Consider the following 18,405-nt stretch of genomic DNA (forward strand, 5'->3'; position numbering starts at 1 on the left):
GAACTACTCCTCGATTCCGATGTCCCGCTCGGTGCCGGGCTGTCCTCCTCGCACGCGATTGAATGCGCCGTCGCCACCGCCCTCAATGAGCTCACCGGCGCAAGGCTTTCGGCCGAGGAAATGGTCCTGCTGACCCAGCACGCGGAAAACGCCTTCGTAGGAGCGCCGACCGGCATTATGGACCAGTCGGCCTCGCTGCGCGGCGCCAGCGGGCACGCCGTCTTCCTTGACTGCCGCGACCAATCCGTGGAACTCGTGCCGTTCCAGACCCTCGAAGCCGGACTCGTCCTGCTCGTCATCGACACGAAAGTGGAACATTCACACGCCGACGGCGGCTACGCCTCCCGCCGCGCCTCCTGCGAGCTCGGCGCCGAACGCATGGGCGTAAAAGCCCTGCGGGACGTCGCCGTCGCCGACCTTCAGAACGCCAGCGGACTCCTCGATGCCACCACCTTCCGGCGGGTCCGCCACATCGTCACCGAAAACGACCGCGTGCTGCAAACCGTGGACGTCCTGCACACTCGGGGACYGGCGCACATCGGCCCCCTCCTCGATGCCAGCCACGCCTCCATGCGGGACGACTTTGAGATTTCCTGCCCCGAGCTCGACCTCGCCGTGGACACGGCCCGGATCCACGGCGCGATCGGGGCACGCATGACCGGCGGCGGCTTCGGCGGCTCGGCCATCGCCCTCACCCCGGTGCAGGACGAGCAGCAGGTCCGCGACGCCGTCACCCGCGCCTTCGCCGACGCAGGGCTCACCCGGCCGGACATCTTCACCGTCACCCCCTCAGCCGGYGCCGCCCGCATCTCCTGATGTGAGGCATGGCCGGCCCCATGAACACGCGACGTTCCAGCCCCCATCCCTGAGGAAGCGCCCAATGAAAATTCTGGTCACCGGCGGCACCGGTTACATCGGTTCGCACACCGTTCTGTCCCTGCAGGAAGCCGGCCATGAAGTGGTGGTGATCGACAACCTGGTCAACTCCAGCGAGGAATCGCTGCGCCGGGTTGCCGAGCTCAGCGGCACGCCCGTGGCCTTCCGCCGGGCGGACCTCGTTGATGCGGCGGAAGTGGACGCCGTCTTCGCCGAATACCCGGTCGACGCCGTCATCCACTTCGCCGGCCTCAAAGCCGTCGGGGAATCCGTCCGGGAGCCCCTGATGTATTACCACAACAACCTCGTGGGCACCCTGAACCTGCTCCGGGCGATGGACCGGCACAACGTCCGGTCAATCGTGTTCAGCTCCTCCGCCACGGTCTACGGCGAACACAACCCGATCCCCTACGTGGAGAAAATGGAGATCGGCGCCAACAACCCCTACGGCCGGACCAAGGAACAGATCGAGGACATCCTCGCCGACCTCGGAGCGGCGGACGACCGCTGGCACATCGCCCTCCTGAGGTACTTCAACCCCGTCGGCGCCCACCCCTCCGGCCGGATCGGCGAGGACCCGCAGGGCATCCCCAACAACCTTGTGCCCTTCATCGCCCAAGTGGCCGTGGGGCGGCGCGAGAAGCTGATGGTCTTCGGTGGCGACTACGACACCCCGGACGGCACCTGCCTGCGCGACTACATCCACGTGGTCGACCTCGCCGAAGGACACGTCGCCGCGCTGAACCACGTGGCGGGCCGGCCCGGCGTCTACCGCTGGAACCTCGGCTCGGGCAAGGGCTCCTCCGTTCTCGAGGTCCTGCACTCCTTCGAGAAAGCCGTGGGCCGCCCGATCCCCTACGCACTCACCGGACGCCGCGCCGGTGACCTCCCCGCCTTCTGGGCCGACGCGGCCTCGGCCCAGTCGGACCTGGGCTGGTCCGCCACCAAGACTGTGGACCAGATGTGCGAGGACCACTGGCGCTGGCAGGACAACAACCCGCACGGCTACAACGCCTAAGATCGGCATCCTCCCTTTTCAGCAACCGTCACAGAGTGACATCGTCATCCGGTCAGATAAATACGCCGCCGCCGTCTCCATGCAGGCGGCCGCATTGCGCCGAGCACCGACACGGTAGCAGCCCCTCTGACCGTTCGATTTCAGAGTCGTGAGCCCGGTGCCGGAGAATATCGTGCCCTGGGCCAATCGGATCCGCGAGGGCGGCTACACCTTTGACGGGGGGCCAAGGAGGGGTGCCTTGTGCAGAAGTCGAATATCAGACGCAAACGATTTCGTGGGTTCCTAAATTGACTCCTCTACGTGCCTTGCAACCCTTGGGATACGAGACGTCTCGTCGACCTTGCGACCGTCGCGGGGCAATGCTCAATTTTGCGAAACGGTGTCAGCTGACCATCTACTTGCTTCTTACGCCCTGCCATGGCCGAACCCCTCTACTGAAAATATTTCAGTATTCACGGTAGCCGGGTTCGAGGTGCATTACCTTCCACGATGCGCGGAACGGCAACGCAGCGACCTTGGGTTTGATAATTCTGTCTAGACGGAATTATTTTTTTAGACGATCTCGTATCGCTTCATCAAGGAAGTCTGTAATCGTGATTCCATATTCCTCGATGTAAGCATCCATTTCGTCGCGGAGGCCGATCTCGATCTTGGACGAAAACGGCTCCATCCTTCTCTTGCCTCTGGGCCGACCCGGGCCCGGACCCCTCGTAGCAACAGGCTCGAGATTTGCCTTGGCCGACCGCGCCTCGACAACGGGCTCAACATCAGGCCTCAGCGATGGTGCTTCCGCCCTGGATGTTAGGACATCAACGACATCGGCGGCTGGCGCCTTTCGAATGGATGACTTTCTGTCGACGGCCATTTACTTCTCCCCATCCAAGTAGCGTGCGTGGGCGACAAACTTCTCTGTCATGATGGCCGCCCCCCTGCTGTTGATTTTTGTCAGCGGTGCCCTGCTGCTGATGGAATCCTGCATCGCCGTCCTAAGGGGCAGGTGCGGATCCATCACGTCGCTGCCATACTCCGCTTCGAGTTCGCCGATCTGGAACGCGTGCTCGCCGGTCAGTGGTGAGCTGGTTTTGTTGATGATGATGCCGATGAATTCCAGGGCAGGGTTCAGGTGAGGCAGCGACTGCACCTTCTTGACCGTTTCCAGGAATTCGGTCACTCCCTTGACGGAGAATGCGGCCGGCTCGGTCACAACCAAGACTCGGTCAGCCCAGATCAGTCCGTTTAGGGTTAGCCTCCCGAGAGCCGGAGGCAAATCAATGAGGACGTGGTCGTACTCTTCTAGTTCCTCTGCACCCCAAGCGGCGGCCTTGAGCCGCATCTCTGGAGTCATTATGCTTTCGGACTCCAGCCGAGCCAGCGACTCGGAGCTCGGGATGAGATCAATGCCAGCCCACGAGGTCGTGGTGATAGCTTGCCCGAGAGTCCCGGCCTCCCCGCCGTAGAGGACGTCAAAAATGTCAAACTCTCCAGCCCCCTCAAGCGCGTCGGTGACGTTGGCCTGGGGATCCAGATCGATGACTAGAACTTTCTTGCCGATCAGCCGGAGTCCGGTTGCAAGTCCGAGGGTCACGGACGTCTTGCCCACCCCGCCCTTTCGGTTGCCTATGGCAGTCACTTTCATATTGCTCCTTCGCGTTTGAATACAGACTGACAGATTGATGGATGTACGTCAATCTATCAATCTGTCATGACATAATTATTTAAACTACTTCAATCTGTCCATGCTGTGCGCGCTATCTCCCCCGTGGTGGTCTGCATTCCACGGGCAACCTCTAGCAGCGACCGGACCCCGCCTCCGGAAATCTGAAGGCTTTAATGCACTGTCGCTCCTTAGGCGTCTGCCAGGCGAGATTGATAGACGTACATAAATCCGTCAATCTGTCATGACAGAATTATTTATAGGGTTGATATCTAGGCAACGCCCCACTACCGGAGACAAGGCTGGCAACGAGTGTGGCTCCCTAGGTCTCAACAGGCTAGATTGATAGAAGTACATCAATCTGTCATGACAGAATTATTTAAATAGACGAACTCCGCCGACATAGATTGATCCTCTCAGCGTTCTGAGTCAGGCTCCGCGGCACAAAGAAGATCGTTGCCGCGGAGCCAATCTTTACCGGCAGTATTTGTTAAAGGTTCCATGATTGGTGCAGAGCTTCAGGCCACTCGCCACAGCGCCCCGCCCCAGTCCAAATCGCTTTCTGAGGGCGGGATCCAGAAAAGGTCCGATTCGGGGTCTTCCACTTCGTGTTCTGCCAGGATAGGTACCAGGTGCCGGTCCAGCCATGCGTGCCACGCTGCGCGCTGCATGCGATGTCGGCGAATCTGCTCTGCTGCGTCGTCAAGGGCTCCGAGTCGGCGGGCCAGCGCTGTCAGGCTGGTCCCAGCCGTAATAATCCATTCACCGTGCCGGCGTTCGATCATGTTGTAGCTGCACATGGCGCCTAGGGCCGTTTCAACGGCTGTACGGCTGAGTCCTGTGGAGCGGACGATTGCTGCCGTGGTGGGGGAGAGGCGTCCGCGTTCGATGGATTCGTAGACGAGGGCGGCGACGTCGCCCAAGGCCCGGAAAACGGGGCGGATGCCATGGATCTTTCCGCGGCGCCAGGAGAGTTCCCGGGCAAGTTGTTCAAAGTGCTGGGGGAGTTGGATCACGTAGGTGTCGGCGTTGCGGCCGCGGGCATCGGCGACTTTGGTCAGGATGCCGTCTGAAGCTTGTTGGAGCCTGGGGAGGAGTCTGGAAATGGTGCCGTGGTGTTTGCCCATGGCGGTAGCGAAAGTTCGGCAGCCGACGTCCAGCAGATCAGTCTCCATGGTTCGCATGTAGCCGAGTACTGCCCGGAGCAACAGGCGCAGGCTCAGGCCCTCGCGGCCGCGTTCCGTAAGTCTGTGGTCTAGCACCGCGTAGAGGACGTTTTCGAGATCGTTCACGAGCTGGTGCACGCCAGCCTTGCTACTGGTTCTGCTGGCCCCCCCTGTGGGTTCTGGGGGGCTTGTGTCGTTAATACGGGCAGTCCTCCCGCCTCCGACCTGGGTTCCCCGTTTTTGGATCCACCGGCAGGCCTCGGCCCACTCTGTGTCGATGAGGCGCTCCTGCCGGTCGGTGGTGGTGTACAGGGCTGCGAGGCCGGGGAACTGACCGCCCAGCTCGAGGCGGACCTGTTCCAGGGTCCAGCCACAGGCGGCGAAGTGGTTCAGGACCGCCATGCGGGCTTCTGAGGGGCTGGCGTACTTGGCCGTGTCGTACAGGCCGGTACGGGCCAGCACCCGTAAGGGGGATTGGCTCGCGGCGATGGGAGCCGGGCGAATACCGTGTGCTGTCGTGGCGGCGACCATCTTGGCGGTGCGGTCTTTCAGTTCGCGGGCGCGCCTGAGCTCCGGCGCCAGGGCCAGCCGGAGCGCGGCAACGGCGCTGACGGGATTACGGCGGCGCAGGATGTCGTAGGCAGCGGCCAAGGGAGTGGTGAGGATCTGGTGGCCGCCGGATTTATGCACGGAACCAGGAACCCGGATACAGCCGTCGGTAACGTTCTGGTGCGGACTGGGATCGAGACTCGAAGCCATCAGGGTCATGGCTTCGACGAGTTCCCGGGCTTCAGGGCCGCTCAGGCGTTCTGCGAGCGGGACGTAGAGGTGGCGTCCGCCGCTGGGGGAGTAGTCCGCGACGTAGCGGATACCGCAGCTCTCGAAGAGGTTCCCGAGGCGTTGGGCGTCGGCATCGACGACGCCCTGCAGCGCCTTGGAGGTGTCCAGGTCAAGGCAGAGAGTAGCTACAGAACCGTCTGCACCATGGATGAGGACAGCCGCCGGCCGTGCCGGCATCGCAGCAGTGATCCGAGGCGGGTTCTGCGGCCGAGGGTACTGGAAGCGGCCGCCGATCCAGCGTCCCAAGCGGTAAATCGGTGCACCGGCTATCAATGGAGCCAGAGCCCACGCCATATCGGGCGTCACTTGACGCGTGGCTTGCAGCGCGTCAGTTATTGACGGCACGGGCGCGGCAGGTACCATAGACAACAGCTAGTCCCTTCGGGGTATAGCAAACGGAGCCCCCCTCACGGGGAGCTTGTTAAGTTCAGATCGTCGTCCGGCAAGATTTCGGATCTGAACGGCATACTTTTTGAAGGCCCGCGAAAGCGGGCCTTCAGTCGTTTAACTGGCCTTAGCGATAGGCAATGCCTCCTGGCCAGTGATGCGGTTTAAGTCGATGGTGTTGAGGTGAGCATGCACGAGCCTAGCGATAAGGTCACTACGGCTTTCTTTGGTTGCATTCACGACGGCCGCAAGTTTCTCGGCGTCCGAGATGGGCAAACGCGCCGTGATTACGTGACGCTCACCCTTGCTTAGCTGTGGCATTTTCCCTCCCAGGACCGAAGTTACTTTCTATACACAACATGAATCAGATTCTCTTAAGTGGGAAGGTGCGCGGCGTGTCGTCGTGGGTGGTCGCTAAAGATGCTGCGCGTCTATCTAGCTTCCGCCCCTGGTCTAAGGCTCCGAGCCTTCGGGGCGCCCTCCTGTGACAGCAGGTGTTTTCGGAAGCTTGGTAGGGTGGCTCCTTGCCACAGCGCTTCGGGCGCTGATCTCATAGTACACATTACTGAAATTTTTTCAGTGGATTACTGGAGCCTCAGGGATATGGAACAGTCCACGCTGACCGCAGAGGTCATCGAGACCTTGAATCTTCCGGAGTACCCGAAATTGGACGACCTCGTGAGTGCGGTTGAGACCAAGTACGGAAAACGCCTGGTCTTTGAGGAGGGCACGGTGGACATCCTTGGGGAAGGTGTGACCGGCCAATGGATCGACACTTACAGCCACGGCATCGTCCGCTACCTGCGGGGTCCCCAAGTTTGGATCATGCACGTCGTGTTGCATGAACTTAGCCACATCCTTTTAGGCCATAAGGGGAAACCTCTGGATGGACTGATCGCCGGGTCTTTCTTTTCTGGCATTGGTAAGCGGAACGGTGTCAGCTGGATGTGCCGTGCGGTAGATGTCCCCTTGGATGAGGCGGAGGCTGCCGCCGAAAATTTGGCCTTTGGCTTGGCGCGAGTCCTGCATGCCACACCCATGAAACACACAACGAAGGCCGAACGAGTGTTTGGTCTATGATCGCTGCCGCTTTCTGGATCCTGGCAACAGTATTTGCCGTTCRCCTATTTTTTGTCGCTCGTTCTGGCTCCTCAACGGCATTTATTGGTGCGATCGGAATCGGTGTACTCGGCCTCTTTTTTTCAAGCGTCGTCATACCCGAAGTAACCATTGACGCTGCCCTTGGCGGCGTCAACTTCCTTCACCTTGTTCGCAACTTGTGTGTCACAAGCGCCGTCTGGCTGGTACGGGAAGGAATTTTCGCTGCCTACTCTCCCGATGAAAGCTACCGCTCTCGCTTCAGCCACCGGCCCCTAGCTGCAGGCCTCGCCGCCATTGCAATCACCGTTCCGTTCTTGTCCCAACAGTTCGTTCCGACCACCCTGAGCTACGTGCCGGAAAATATCGGGCAACTGCCGGTCTTCATCTACGCCGGCGTCTACATGGGCATTTTGGCGTTGTTGGCCGTTTCCGTCCTCCGAATTTGCCTCCAACCTCAAGAAAGTCTGCCTGTCCGCGTGAGTTCCCGGGTCGTCGCGTCCGGCATGGCTCTGGTCGCTCTCGCCTCGGTCGAAGAGATCGCCTACATGACCATGATGCACATCCATGTGGGCAGCTCATCTCTCCATCAGGTTTTGTTCGTCCTATTCAGCCCGCTGTTCTACGGCGGGGTTCTGCTCACTTCTGTCGGGTTGGGCATCCCGCCGATCGTCAAGGCCTCGCGCCGGCTCCAGCTTTGGGACCGGGCTGCCTTGGTCTTTCTCTCGGCCACGCTGGCAAGATCATATTGGGGTCTCTCCCGCGCATCTTGGTTAGCTGGCATTGCGAGAAGCTTCTACGCGAGGTACCCCTCCGTGCACCTGTATGAGTACGTTATTCGCTCCAGCGACCACAAGGTCGTTCTCGCCGGGCGATCCACACCCCTGCTTGCTGGCCGTGTCCKGAACGCGGCCCAAGCCCGATTTGATGGCGGCGTCGGTTCCTTGGAATCAGTCCTGCCGGTAAAGGCACCACAGTGACAGCAGCAACCACGACCCTAACCACCGCAGATAGGTCCTCCACGGCCGTTGGACGTGTGGCCCGGTCCGCAACAGAGATCGCGCAGCCGCCCCTGGTGTTGTCCCTCCTGCTGATTCTGGCTTCCCTGCTGAGTAACCAGTGGATGATGTCCATCTGGTCGGGCATTATCGCTGCCCTCTTCATATGTCTGGTGCCGTTTGTTGCCGTACTGATCCTGGCCAAGAGGGGGAAGCTGACTGACCATCACGTGGGAGACAAAAAACAACGACGCCCGGTCATGCTCTGGACCTTGGGATCGTCGCTGTTTGGCTGCGCAATCCTCTCCGTCATCGGCGCACCTCAGCCCGTCTGGGGGCTCATCGGCGGAATCCTTTGCGGGATTGTGGCCCTGATTCTGGTCAGCCCGATCTGGAAGATATCGGGCCATGCAATGACGTTGGGCGGGGCGACCGTGTCAGCAGTAATGATGTTCGGCTGGCTGGGTCTTCCGTTCGTTGTGGCGGCCCCGCTTGTCTGCTGGTCAAGGGTCTATCTTCGGGATCACTCAGCTCCTCAGGTCATTGCCGGGTTCATAACCGGCGTAGTCGCATTCGGAGCCTCATATACTCTCATTGTCGGCTGATTTTCATGTGGCACTCCACGAAGCCGCCGGGGCCGGRCAACGGGTCTCAACGATGACGGAATTAGAAGGAGGGCTGTGACTTCGCTACCGCTGGCTGAGCGCTTCCCTCAGGATGTGGCCGCCCTGGTTGGCCGGGAGCGGGATCACGCGTGAATTCGAAGGACAACCCCATAGATCCTCGCAGCGATAAGGAGGTTCTTGCCTCGAAAATCCAGCTTCTTCTGGACATCGTTCACGCCAAAGATGCCGATAGTTTTACGTACGAGGACGTTCGACAGGGTCTCGCGGAACAGGGGATCACACTCACAAGAACGCGTTGGCATCGGCTGCTGGCCGGCTCTCCCGATAACCGATGGGATCCGGAGCTGCTGAAGGCACTGGCCTATTTTTTTGACGTTGACGAGAACTACCTGCTTCAGCGCAGCGGTCCCATCCCGGAACGGGTCGAAGCCGAACTCCGCCTCATAGAGGCATACCGCATTGCCGAGGTAGAGCACTTCGCAGCGCGGGTTCTGGGAGAAGTCAACATCGATGCCCTGYGTGCGGTGACTGAAGCTCTGCGGAACCTTCCGCCCAGGCCCGAGAGAAATAATCCGCCCAACTGAAAAATTTTCACTACTGAACTTTTTTCAGTAGACTCTGGAGCATGACATGCTCCAGGTGCCCACTACGGCCTGACCATGCACATTGAGTGGCATCAAAGGTGTAGCCCCTAAGACGGTTTTGGGGGGTCGTAGGGGCTACACCCCCGCAACGAGTGTGCCGCAGCGGGCTCCAGTCGCGGTCCCGGAATGCTCAACTCCCTACACCCTCCACCTTGATCCAAAGCATCACGGCGTGGTCCGCCTTCTCGAATTCTGCGATGTTCGGCGCTTACTCTCCCGAGAGATACCTCATGTAGATGAGGCCCTGCTCCCGCAGTCTCCCCAGGTCGATCGAGTACTGCACGCGCTGCCCGTTGCGGACAGCAGGTTGGCCCGCGGCAGAGACCAGCCCTTCGGCCTCGAGCGTCTTGATATGCGTGTAGACCTGCCGGTAGTCCACGCCGATGCGCTTTGCGATGCCTCCAGTGGTGTCGCCGCCAGRATGCTGGGCGAGGTCTCTGATTACRGCAGCCCGCAGCGTATTGGCATTGAACACATTCAAAGCCTTTCCAGCCTCTTGAGGCTGTCCGGGGTGGGGCTTGTAGATGCGGGGCATTCGTCAATTCTCACCCACCGCCGGCCCCTCAAGAAGTATCAACATTTTTTTGGTGATGGTAGCATCACCATAAAGATGATGCTTGCTCTCGCGGGTGTCCTTCAGAACAGCCCAGAAGGGGAACAGCCGTGAAGCCGAAACGATTGCTGATCGGCGCTGCAGCTCTTGTACCGGCGATCCTCCTGGGTCTGGTCTTGTCGATCGTTCTGCTTCTCGGGCACTCAAAACCGGCCTCGGCCGGTTGTGGCCCCTCGGCTTCCGGCCCTATCAGCGCCGGCACCAAGGTCGACGGGTACTCAGCTGAGCAGCTGAGGAACGCAACGGCGATCATGAATGCCGGCAAGTCCCTGGACCTGTCGGCCAAGGGTCAGATGATCAGCGTCATGGTGGCCCTGGGGGAGTCGGGGCTGCGGGTGCTGGACTCCGGCGACGGTGCCGGGCCGGATTCGCGGGGGTTGTTTCAGCAGCGCGACAACGGTGCGTGGGGTTCCTACGCGGACCGCATGGACCCCACCAGGAGCGCAACGAACTTCATCAAGGCCCTGCAGGGCGTGGCCGGCTGGGAGCTGTTGGAACCGACCATTGCCGGTAACAAGGTTCAGCGCAACGCCGACCCTTACCACTACCGGAAGTACTGGCCCGAGGCCGTCAAACTCGTTGAGGCTCTCTCGACCTCGAAGTTCTCTCTGCAAGGCAGCGGCTGCGCCGTGTCGGGACAGTCCGGCGCGGGGGATGACTACCCGTGGAAGAACTCCCCGACCTGGTTGCAGGYCGGMGCGAMYACWGCCAGCACCTCKCCGCTGGGCATGTACTACCGCGAGTGYGTGGACTTCGCYCTGTGGCGGGTGAACCAGCAGATGGGGTCCACGAGTGCACCGTTCAGGTTCCTCAACGGCACCTTCCGCCCGGACGGGCAGGCCCTCGGCTCGGCGCTGACGTGGAAGGCCGGCTGGGACGCCAAGGGCTGGCCCACCGGCAGCACCCCCCGGGTCGGTGCCGTCGTCTGGTACGCGCCCGGGGCCGGGGGAGCGGACCCGACCTTCGGCCACGTCGCCGTCGTGAAGGCCATCAACACCAACGAGACCTACGTCGAAGAGGGCTACAACGGCAACCCGGCCCCGGTGGACCACAGCTACTACACCCGGACCGTGGCCGACTCCGTCCCCTCAGCTTTCCTGTACCTGCCCACTCAAGAGGAGAAGAAGTGAAGAAGCCCCTGACCCTACTCGCCGTGGCGCTGCTCTGCGTGTCCTGCGCACCGGCGGCATCAACCAGCCAACCGACGGCGTCCGCGCCGGTCTCACTGAGCGCCAACAGCGGACCCCAGGCGCCCGGGGGTACGGTCCCGGCCACGATGGGCATTACCTGGGATCAGGCCAGCAAGGACCAGGCCATGGACGTCGCAGAGAACGCCATGACAGACTTCGCCCGCCCCACGGTGGAAGAAAAGCAGTGGGCCAATGACCTGGCCCGCTGGCTGACCCCGCAGGCCACCGCCGACTACTCGGCGGTGGACCCGGCCAACATCCCCGCATCCCGCGTCACCGGCCCCGCCACCCTCACCGTCGATGAAGCCAACGGCTTCGGCGTCATGGCAGCGGTCCCCACCAACGCCGGAACCTACACGGTGCAGCTGCTCCGCACCGGCAAGGACGCCCCGTGGAAGGTCAACCGACTCACCCCGCCCTCCTCCTAAACGCCGCACCTCTGAATCTCACACACGTAAGGAAGAAGCTCATGGGCACTACACCAACGCAAGTTCTGGCCTTTCCCAACATCCGGGCCATCGTTCGCGACAACGGCACCGCCGAGGTCGTCGTCGCGGGCAACTCCCGCATCGTCCCTGCCGGGGACTCCGTGCAGGAACTCCGCAACAACGCCCTGGCCCTCATCGTGGGCGAAGCGCAGACCCTGCAGCGCCCCGTCCGGGTCCGCATCGAAGACCCCGAGGGCCACGGCGAACTCATCGTCCACCCGGACAACAAGATCGAATCCGTCTCCTACGAGCCGAGTCCGGCCCGCCGCCGGGCAGAAGCCCCCGAAACCCCACCCACGACCGTAGCGCCGGCCGTCATTGATACCGTCCCCGCACCCGCACCGGAGCCCGCGGCCGCTCCTGCCACTGCAGCATCGGTGGACGCCCGACCGTGGCCGCCCGCCCCCGCGACGGCCACCCCGGAACCGCAGACAGCTGCCGTTGTTGAGGAAGTCCCGCCGACCCGGCACAGCCTGAAGGAAACCTCGTTCCTGGTCAGCGCCCCGGTGCTGGAACCTGCCACCCAGGGCTGGCGGGGAACGCTCACCCGCCTGGGACTGCGGATGGACCCCTCGGAAGAAGAACTCACCGAACGGGAAGACATCCGCACGGTCAGCCAGCACTGGCCCGGTCCCCGGACCATCGCCGTGGTCAACCGCAAGGGCGGGGCGAACAAGACCCCCACCGTGGTGATGCTCTCCGCCATCCTGGCCCGTTACAGCGGCGCGGCCACGGTCGCGTGGGACAACAACGAATCCCAAGGGACTCTCGGGTGGCGGACCGAAAAGGGCTCCCACGACCGCAGCGTCCTGGACTTGATCGATGCCTCCACCGAACTGCTCTCCCCGTCCACGAACGCCGCCGAAATCGCCAAGTTCGTCCACCACCAGACCGCCGACAAGTTCGACGTCCTCCGCTCGGATGAAAACGAAGAAGGCGACCACGAAATCACCGCCGAGGAAGTCGACATCGCCCACCAGGTCCTCACCCGCTACTACCGCCTCGTGGTCATGGACTCCGGCAACACCGCCCGGGCCGCGAACTGGCGCCGGATGATCGACCACACCAACCAGCTCGTCGTCCCCGTCACCGCCATCGAAGACCGCGCCGAAGCCGCCAGACTGACCCTGCAGACCCTGGAATCCCGGGGCGGCCACGACGCGGAACTGGCACGCAACGCCGTCGTCATCGTCTCGGAATCCACCGATGCCAAACGCAGCATGAGCGGCGACGCTCTGAAACGGGCCAAGGACGAGGCCCAGCGGATCGCGGACGGCTTCGCCCCGTTCGTCCGCGCCGTCGTCCGGATTCCCTACGACCCGGCCCTGGTCAACGGACCCATCCGCTATGAAGCCCTCCAGCCCGCCACCCAGCGGGCATGGCTCGCGGCCGCGGCCGCCGTCGCCGCCGGCTTCTAAACCACCCACCACCGGACTCTGAAAGGAGGCAACCATGCAACAGTCCCTGAACCCCTGGATCACCCGCCCGGCTCCGACCGACGGCGCGGACACCGCAGCACCGGAAGCGCACGTGCCGCCGGCGGCCGTGATCAATGAACCGCTCAGGGGAATGGTCGAACCCGACGCCGCAGACCGGCTTGGCCGCCGCACCGTCTCGGGCTCCGCAGCCCTGTGGGTCACCGGAGCCCACGGGGGATCCGGCGAAAGCCGCCTCGCTGACCTTCTCGAAGGGGCGCGGGTCACCGGTCACTGCTGGCCTGTCCTCCAGAACGGCGGCAAACCGCGGGTGCTGCTGGTCTGCCGGGCAGACATGCGCGGGCTGACAGCGGCCCGGAGCGCGCTGATGCAGTGGGTATCGGGCGCGGCGCCGGCGCTTGATCTGCTCGGCCTCGCCGTCCTCGCCGATGCCCCCGGGAAGACTCCCAAAGCCCTCCGGGACTTCGCCACCATCGTCGGCGGGGGAGCCCCACGACTGTGGCGCCTCCCGTGGGTCGAATCCTGGCGACACGGCGACTCCACGACCCCACCGCCGGCCCGCGAGTACCAACGCTTCATCACTGACTTGGMCGCCCTTGCTACCGACACCACACCCAGCACCACCTACTGAAAGGTCTCACCATGAACCCCTTCGCTGTACTTGACGGAAGCGTCATCCCCAACCCCACCCCGGTTGTCCCGGCACAGGCAGGCGGCCTGCTCACGATCCTGAACTGGGCCTCCGGCATTGGCCTGGTCCTCGGCGTCCTGGGCGTGATCATCGTCGGCATCGGCATGGTCATCCAGCTCCAGCGCGGCGAAGGAGCCCAAGCCATCGGCAAGCTCGGCTGGGTCCTGATGGGCTGCATCATCATCACCGGCGCCTCGGGCATCGTCCGCGCCTTCGTCTAAACCCGCAACTACCGGAGAGGTTCAGCATGAGCCAGTCAACAGAGAGCACCACCGACAGCAATCCGTTCACCAAACCCGGTTTCATCATTGCTGCCGCGCTGGTGGTCGCGCTGATTGCAGCAGCCGTCGTCATCTTTCTGCTCCCCAAAGGACAGGACACCACCCAGCCAGCGCCGGGAACAGCAGCATCCGCCAACCCGGCCACAACCAGCCCCAGCGCCACGACAGTTGCAGGCAAAAGCGTCTGCGGACTGCCCTCAAGCACAGAAACGGCACTGGGGGCAGCGCCTAAATCCAAATGGGACTTGCTCGGCACCATGGCCGTTCCCAATGATCCATCAACGGCCGGCCCTGGCACTGTCGGAAAGGACGGTTTGAGGTCGTGCTTTGCTCAATCCCCCACAGGAGCGCTGTACGCAACGGTAAACATCTGGGCAGCGTCGTTCAACGGCTATGCAAAACAGGTTTACCTGGAGCTTTCAGCTGATAGCCCGTCGCGGGACAAGGCTGTACAGGCCATAAAGGAAGGGAAGGACGTCGGCAGCGGAACCTCACCGAAGGTTCAGGTCGCAGGGTTCATCATCCATTCGTATACGCCCGGAACGGCCGTCGTGGAGCTGGCCATCAAGAGCGCCGACGGAGGATACGGTGCTTTCTCGACGTCGCTGCTTTGGGAGGACGGCGACTGGAAACTCGATATCCCGGCCGCCGGCGGCGGCCCAGTGCGCCAGATCAGTGACCTGGGTTCGTTTATCCCCTGGGCCGGCGTCTGACATGGCGGACAAAGAGTGCGAAGTTTGGAACACGATCTGCTGGACACAGCAGGGGCTCGGCAATGTCGCAGCCGGGATCGCGGACGACGCCATCAACAACCTTGCCAAGGCCATCATGGAGGGCATGAGCCAGATGGTGACAACACTGTCGACCTTCTGGGTGTCCATGCCGACGGTCAACCTGGCCAGCACCGACGGTGCAACGCCGAGTCCCATCGTCTCCATGGTGAACAGCGAATTGATGGTCTGGACTCTGACGCTGGCGGTCCTCGCAGTCATTCTCGGTGGCATCCGGATGATCTGGGAACAACGTGGAGCACCGCTAAAGGATCTGCTCCGGTCCCTCATCACGCTGACTCTTGTCTCGGGCCTTGGCCTGGGGGTCATCTCGATCCTGGTGATCGCCGCGGATGCTTTCTCGGCCGCCATCATTGAGCGTTCCACGGACGGTAAGGGCTTTGCCGAGTCGATGAAAATTCTCGTGCTGGCCAATCAATCGGGTGTCGGCGTGTTTATCCTCATCATCTTGGGATTGATCGGGCTGATTGCCTCCCTGGTCCAGATCGTTTTGATGGTGGTCCGCAGCGGCATGCTGGTGATCTTGGCGGGCATCCTGCCCACCACCGCGGCCTTCACCAACACCGAGATGGGTAGGCAGTGGTTCCAGAAAGCGGTTGGCTGGACGATCGCGTTCATCCTCTACAAACCTGCGGCAGCCATTGTCTACTCGGTCGCTTTCCTGCTCATGGGAAACAACAGCGGGAAAGACGGTTTGATCGGCTCGATCACGGGCTTCACGTTGATGATCGTCGCTCTGTTCGCTTTGCCGGCGCTGATGCGTTTCGTGACGCCGATGGTCGGTGCGGTCGCGTCCGGCGGGGGAGCGGGAGCAGGAGCCGCCGTGGGGGCCATGGCCACCGGCGCCGTTTCCATGGGCCGCAGCGGGAGCGGTAAGGGCAATGCCGCTCCGACACCGGCCAGTACACAGACCAACCAGTCAGGTGCATCTCCGAAGGGCAGCACCGGAACAACCGGACCCAGAGGGAATGGCGGCCAGCCGACACCCGGGGCGACCGGTCCGGGCGGGGCCACCAGCACCGCCACAGCCGGCGCAGCAGGCACCACGGGCGCCGGTGCAGGAGCAGGGGCAGCCGCTGGCAGTGCAGGCGCCGCCTCGGGTGCAGCGTCAGCTGCAGGTCCGGCCGGCATGGCCGTCGCCGTAGGAGCACAAGCAGCGTCCAGGGTTTCCCGGGCCGCACAACAGACCGCGCAGGATTCAACCGGCCAATCAGAAACTGTGGAGGGCCCCAGTGGCAGCAATTAATACCGAATATAAGGAACCGTCCTATGGCAACTGGCGCGTCCCGCGGTCTGCCGGGTTGGGGAACCTCGGCGCGATCGGCACCGGCATTGTCATGGCCGGGCTGTTGCTGGGGATCATCAGCTTCGCCGTCTGGGGTCTGTTCCCGGGCCTTGCTGTCCTGGCCGTGGCCGGGGCCAGCGCGGTGTTGCTGACGGTCAAGGACAAGCACGGCCAGTCCGTTGTTGACCGTTTTGGAACCCGGATGAGCTTCCGGCTCTCCAGGTCCTCCGGGACGAACCTCTACCGTTCCGGCCCCCTCGGGGTGACGGCCTGGGGCATGTACCAGCTGCCCGGCCTCGCCGCGAAGTCGACCCTGTACGAATTCTCCGACTCCTACAAGCGCCCGTTCGCGCTCCTGCACGTCCCGGCCACGAACCACTTCACGGTGATCTTCTCCACCGAGCCCGATGGCGCGTCCCTGGTGGACCCGGAGCAGGTCGACGCGTGGGTGGCGAACTGGGGCGGCTGGCTCGCCGGCCTCGGGGATGAAGCGGGCCTGGACGCCGCGGCGGTGACGGTGGAGACCGCACCGGATTCGGGCTACCGGCTCCGCAATGAGGTCATGATGAACATCGACCCGAACGCCCCGGAGTTTGCCAGGAACGTGCTCCACGAGGTCGTCGACACGTATCCGGAGGGGTCGGCCACGGTCCGGGCCTGGGTGTCCCTGTCGTTCAACGCCTCCCTGCGGGCAGGATCGAAGAAGCGCACGCCGGAGGACGTGGCCCGTGACCTCGCGTCCCGGATCCCGGGCCTGTCGGCCCGGCTGCAGTCCACCGGTGCCGGTATCGCCCGTCCGATGTCCGCGCAGGAACTCTGCGAGGTCGTCCGGATCGCCTACGATCCTCCCGCGGCGTTGATCATTGATGAAGCGCACTCCGCCGGCTCCCCGGTCTCCTTGACCTGGGGCGAAGTCGGACCCTCCGCGACGCAGGCGAGCTGGGATGACTACCGGCACGACAGCGCGTTCTCCGTCTCGTGGACCATGACAGGTGCCCCGCGCGGGTCGGTGAACTCCTCGGTCCTGTCCCGGCTGCTGGCCCCGCACGGGGACATCGACCGCAAGCGGATCTCGCTGCTCTACCGTCCGATGGATTCGGCCCGGGCCGCCGCCGTGGTGGAGCGGGACCAGAACAACGCCAACGTCCGYATCACCTCCGGAACCCGGCCCTCCGCCCGCGCCCTGGTAGATGCCCGCTCCGCAGTGCAGACCGCGGCCGAGGAGGCCCAGGGCGCCGGGCTGGTGAACTTCGGGATGGTCGTCACGGCCACCGTGACCGACAAGGACCGGCTCCCCGACGCCGTGGCCGCCGTGGAACAGACCTCCGGCACCGCCCGGGTGCTGCTGCGCCGGGCCTACGGCGCGCAGGACACCGCGTTCGCGGCGTCGCTGCCGCTGGGTCTGGTCCTGCCCAGGCACAGCATGGTGCCCACGGAACTTAGGGAGGCACTCTAAATGGCATCAATGCGATCAAACGGCACAGTGACTGCTAAGGTTCGCAGGCGCGTTACGGTCATGCAGTCGGCCGTCGCCCGTGCACTGACTGCTAAGACTCTGGCGGGGATTCCCGGTTCCCGCGGTTGGGGCGGCCGTGGGGGAGGGGCTGCTGCCCTGGTCCCGGCGGTGCGTGAATACCGTGGGACCACGGTTCAGGTCTGCGGGCTGTGGCCGTTTTCCTCCGGGGCGTCCTCTCCGATGATCGGCGTCCCGCTCGGACGCCACGAGGAAACCCAGGCCACGGTCYGCTGTGACCCGATCAGCTGGTTCCAGCGGGCACGCCTGATTTCCAATCCGTCTGCGTTCATCCTGGGCAAGCCGGGGCTGGGAAAGTCCACGGTGGTGCGCCGGATGTTCATCGGTCTCTCCGCTCAGGGCGTCCACCCTCTGATCCTGGGGGATTTGAAAGGCGAGCACGTCAAAGCGGTCCAGGCGCTCGGCGGCCAGGTCATCAAGCTCGGCCGCGGCGTCGGCTACCTGAACATCCTCGATCCCGGCCAGGCCGTCGAAGCGGCGCAGCTGCTCGAAGACAGCGGCCACCATGAGGACGCCGCCCGGGTACGGGCCGACGCGCACGGCCGTCGCCTGACCATGGTTGTCTCCCTGATCACGATCAGCCGGAACAACCCGCCCACTGATCAGGAACAGACGATCTTGGACCGGGCTTTGCGGGTCCTCGATGACCGGTTCGACGGTGTTCCTGTCCTGAAGGACCTGTTGGACGTGATCATCTCCGCGCCCGACGAGCTGCGGCAGGTCGCCTTGGATCGCGGGGACATGGCCGTCTACCTGCAGGAGACCCGGGCGCTGGAAGCAACCCTGCTG

The 18,405-nt window shown here is 63.2% G+C and carries 18 protein-coding genes and 1 pseudogene; 15 read left to right on the forward strand and 4 right to left on the reverse strand.

What is annotated here, in order from left to right:
• On the forward strand, window positions 1–816 hold an 816-nt coding region (locus AB4Y72_RS19220; RefSeq protein ID WP_441427737.1), incomplete at its 5' end, for a galactokinase.
• 64 nt (window positions 817–880) lie between these two features.
• Window positions 881–1,894 (forward strand): UDP-glucose 4-epimerase GalE, encoded by a 1,014-nt coding sequence (galE, locus tag AB4Y72_RS19225; protein WP_441427738.1) that lies wholly within the window; start codon window positions 881–883, stop codon window positions 1,892–1,894.
• A 544-nt stretch (window positions 1,895–2,438) separates the two neighbouring features.
• On the opposite strand, the gene AB4Y72_RS19230 is transcribed toward galE, so the two are convergent.
• From AB4Y72_RS19230 to AB4Y72_RS19240, 3 genes are all read right to left on the reverse strand, one after another.
• A complete protein-coding gene (locus tag AB4Y72_RS19230; RefSeq protein WP_441427739.1) occupies window positions 2,439–2,759 on the reverse strand; it encodes a hypothetical protein in 321 nt (106 codons plus the stop codon).
• Window positions 2,760–3,530, reverse strand: a complete 771-nt coding sequence (locus AB4Y72_RS19235; RefSeq protein ID WP_069953086.1) for a ParA family protein — start codon at window positions 3,528–3,530, stop codon at window positions 2,760–2,762.
• Between the two features lie 536 nt (window positions 3,531–4,066).
• Window positions 4,067–5,731, reverse strand: a complete 1,665-nt coding sequence (locus AB4Y72_RS19240) for a hypothetical protein (protein ID WP_441427740.1) — start codon at window positions 5,729–5,731, stop codon at window positions 4,067–4,069.
• 789 nt (window positions 5,732–6,520) lie between these two features.
• Between AB4Y72_RS19240 and AB4Y72_RS19245 the strand changes: the two genes are divergently transcribed.
• From AB4Y72_RS19245 to AB4Y72_RS19260, 4 genes are all read left to right on the forward strand, one after another.
• Window positions 6,521–7,021, forward strand: coding sequence for a hypothetical protein (locus AB4Y72_RS19245; RefSeq protein ID WP_441427741.1), 501 nt, complete (start codon window positions 6,521–6,523; stop codon window positions 7,019–7,021).
• The gene (locus tag AB4Y72_RS19250) at window positions 7,018–8,019 is read left to right on the forward strand and encodes a hypothetical protein (protein ID WP_441427742.1); all 1,002 of its coding nucleotides are present in this window, start codon (window positions 7,018–7,020) and stop codon (window positions 8,017–8,019) included. Before AB4Y72_RS19245 ends, AB4Y72_RS19250 begins: the two co-directional genes overlap by 4 nt.
• On the forward strand, window positions 8,016–8,642 hold the full coding sequence (locus AB4Y72_RS19255) for a phosphatase PAP2 family protein (protein ID WP_441427743.1): 627 nt from the start codon (window positions 8,016–8,018) through the stop codon (window positions 8,640–8,642). Before AB4Y72_RS19250 ends, AB4Y72_RS19255 begins: the two co-directional genes overlap by 4 nt.
• 149 nt (window positions 8,643–8,791) lie before the next feature.
• Window positions 8,792–9,247: a hypothetical protein gene (locus AB4Y72_RS19260; protein WP_441427744.1), complete on the forward strand. Its 456-nt coding sequence runs from the start codon at window positions 8,792–8,794 to the stop codon at window positions 9,245–9,247.
• Between the two features lie 268 nt (window positions 9,248–9,515).
• On the opposite strand, the gene AB4Y72_RS19265 is transcribed toward AB4Y72_RS19260, so the two are convergent.
• Entirely contained in the window at window positions 9,516–9,782 is a 267-nt protein-coding gene (locus AB4Y72_RS19265; RefSeq protein WP_441427745.1) for a helix-turn-helix domain-containing protein, read from the reverse strand.
• 188 nt (window positions 9,783–9,970) lie between these two features.
• Between AB4Y72_RS19265 and AB4Y72_RS19270 the strand changes: the two genes are divergently transcribed.
• The 9 genes and pseudogenes from AB4Y72_RS19270 to AB4Y72_RS19310 form a co-directional block, all read left to right on the forward strand.
• Window positions 9,971–11,050, forward strand: coding sequence for a CHAP domain-containing protein (locus tag AB4Y72_RS19270; RefSeq protein WP_441427746.1), 1,080 nt, complete (start codon window positions 9,971–9,973; stop codon window positions 11,048–11,050).
• Window positions 11,047–11,538: a hypothetical protein gene (locus tag AB4Y72_RS19275; RefSeq protein WP_441427747.1), complete on the forward strand. Its 492-nt coding sequence runs from the start codon at window positions 11,047–11,049 to the stop codon at window positions 11,536–11,538. Before AB4Y72_RS19270 ends, AB4Y72_RS19275 begins: the two co-directional genes overlap by 4 nt.
• Before the next feature lie 41 nt (window positions 11,539–11,579).
• Window positions 11,580–13,016 (forward strand): chromosome partitioning protein ParA, encoded by a 1,437-nt coding sequence (locus AB4Y72_RS19280; protein WP_441427748.1) that lies wholly within the window; start codon window positions 11,580–11,582, stop codon window positions 13,014–13,016.
• A gap of 34 nt (window positions 13,017–13,050) precedes the next feature.
• Window positions 13,051–13,665, forward strand: a complete 615-nt coding sequence (locus tag AB4Y72_RS19285) for a DUF6668 family protein (protein ID WP_441427749.1) — start codon at window positions 13,051–13,053, stop codon at window positions 13,663–13,665.
• Window positions 13,666–13,676: 11 nt separating this feature from the next.
• Window positions 13,677–13,946 carry an integral membrane protein gene (locus AB4Y72_RS19290; RefSeq protein WP_028275338.1) on the forward strand — a complete coding sequence of 90 codons (270 nt, stop codon included), beginning with the start codon at window positions 13,677–13,679 and terminating at the stop codon, window positions 13,944–13,946.
• A 26-nt stretch (window positions 13,947–13,972) separates the two neighbouring features.
• Window positions 13,973–14,719, forward strand: a complete 747-nt coding sequence (locus tag AB4Y72_RS19295) for a hypothetical protein (protein ID WP_441427750.1) — start codon at window positions 13,973–13,975, stop codon at window positions 14,717–14,719.
• Window position 14,720: 1 nt separating this feature from the next.
• Window positions 14,721–16,043, forward strand: coding sequence for a hypothetical protein (locus tag AB4Y72_RS19300; protein ID WP_441427751.1), 1,323 nt, complete (start codon window positions 14,721–14,723; stop codon window positions 16,041–16,043).
• The gene (locus tag AB4Y72_RS19305; RefSeq protein ID WP_441427752.1) at window positions 16,030–17,538 is read left to right on the forward strand and encodes an SCO6880 family protein; all 1,509 of its coding nucleotides are present in this window, start codon (window positions 16,030–16,032) and stop codon (window positions 17,536–17,538) included. Before AB4Y72_RS19300 ends, AB4Y72_RS19305 begins: the two co-directional genes overlap by 14 nt.
• Before the next feature lie 60 nt (window positions 17,539–17,598).
• Window positions 17,599–18,405 (forward strand): annotated as a pseudogene (locus AB4Y72_RS19310) (ATP/GTP-binding protein); the annotation flags it as partial.

The sequence above is a fragment of the Arthrobacter sp. YAF34 genome (assembly GCF_052113245.1).
Taxonomy (GTDB): domain Bacteria; phylum Actinomycetota; class Actinomycetes; order Actinomycetales; family Micrococcaceae; genus Arthrobacter.

Bases quoted from the DNA above. Each gene is read 5' to 3' on its own strand.
- galE (WP_441427738.1), top strand. From the start codon at position 881: ATGAAAATTCTGGTCACCGGCGGCACCGGTTACATCGGTTCGCACACC.
- AB4Y72_RS19230 (WP_441427739.1), bottom strand. From the start codon at position 2,759: ATGGCCGTCGACAGAAAGTCATCCATTCGAAAGGCGCCAGCCGCCGAT.
- AB4Y72_RS19235 (WP_069953086.1), bottom strand. From the start codon at position 3,530: ATGAAAGTGACTGCCATAGGCAACCGAAAGGGCGGGGTGGGCAAGACG.
- AB4Y72_RS19240 (WP_441427740.1), bottom strand. From the start codon at position 5,731: ATGCCGGCACGGCCGGCGGCTGTCCTCATCCATGGTGCAGACGGTTCT.
- AB4Y72_RS19280 (WP_441427748.1), top strand. From the start codon at position 11,580: ATGGGCACTACACCAACGCAAGTTCTGGCCTTTCCCAACATCCGGGCC.
- AB4Y72_RS19290 (WP_028275338.1), top strand. From the start codon at position 13,677: ATGAACCCCTTCGCTGTACTTGACGGAAGCGTCATCCCCAACCCCACC.
- AB4Y72_RS19295 (WP_441427750.1), top strand. From the start codon at position 13,973: ATGAGCCAGTCAACAGAGAGCACCACCGACAGCAATCCGTTCACCAAA.
- AB4Y72_RS19300 (WP_441427751.1), top strand. From the start codon at position 14,721: ATGGCGGACAAAGAGTGCGAAGTTTGGAACACGATCTGCTGGACACAG.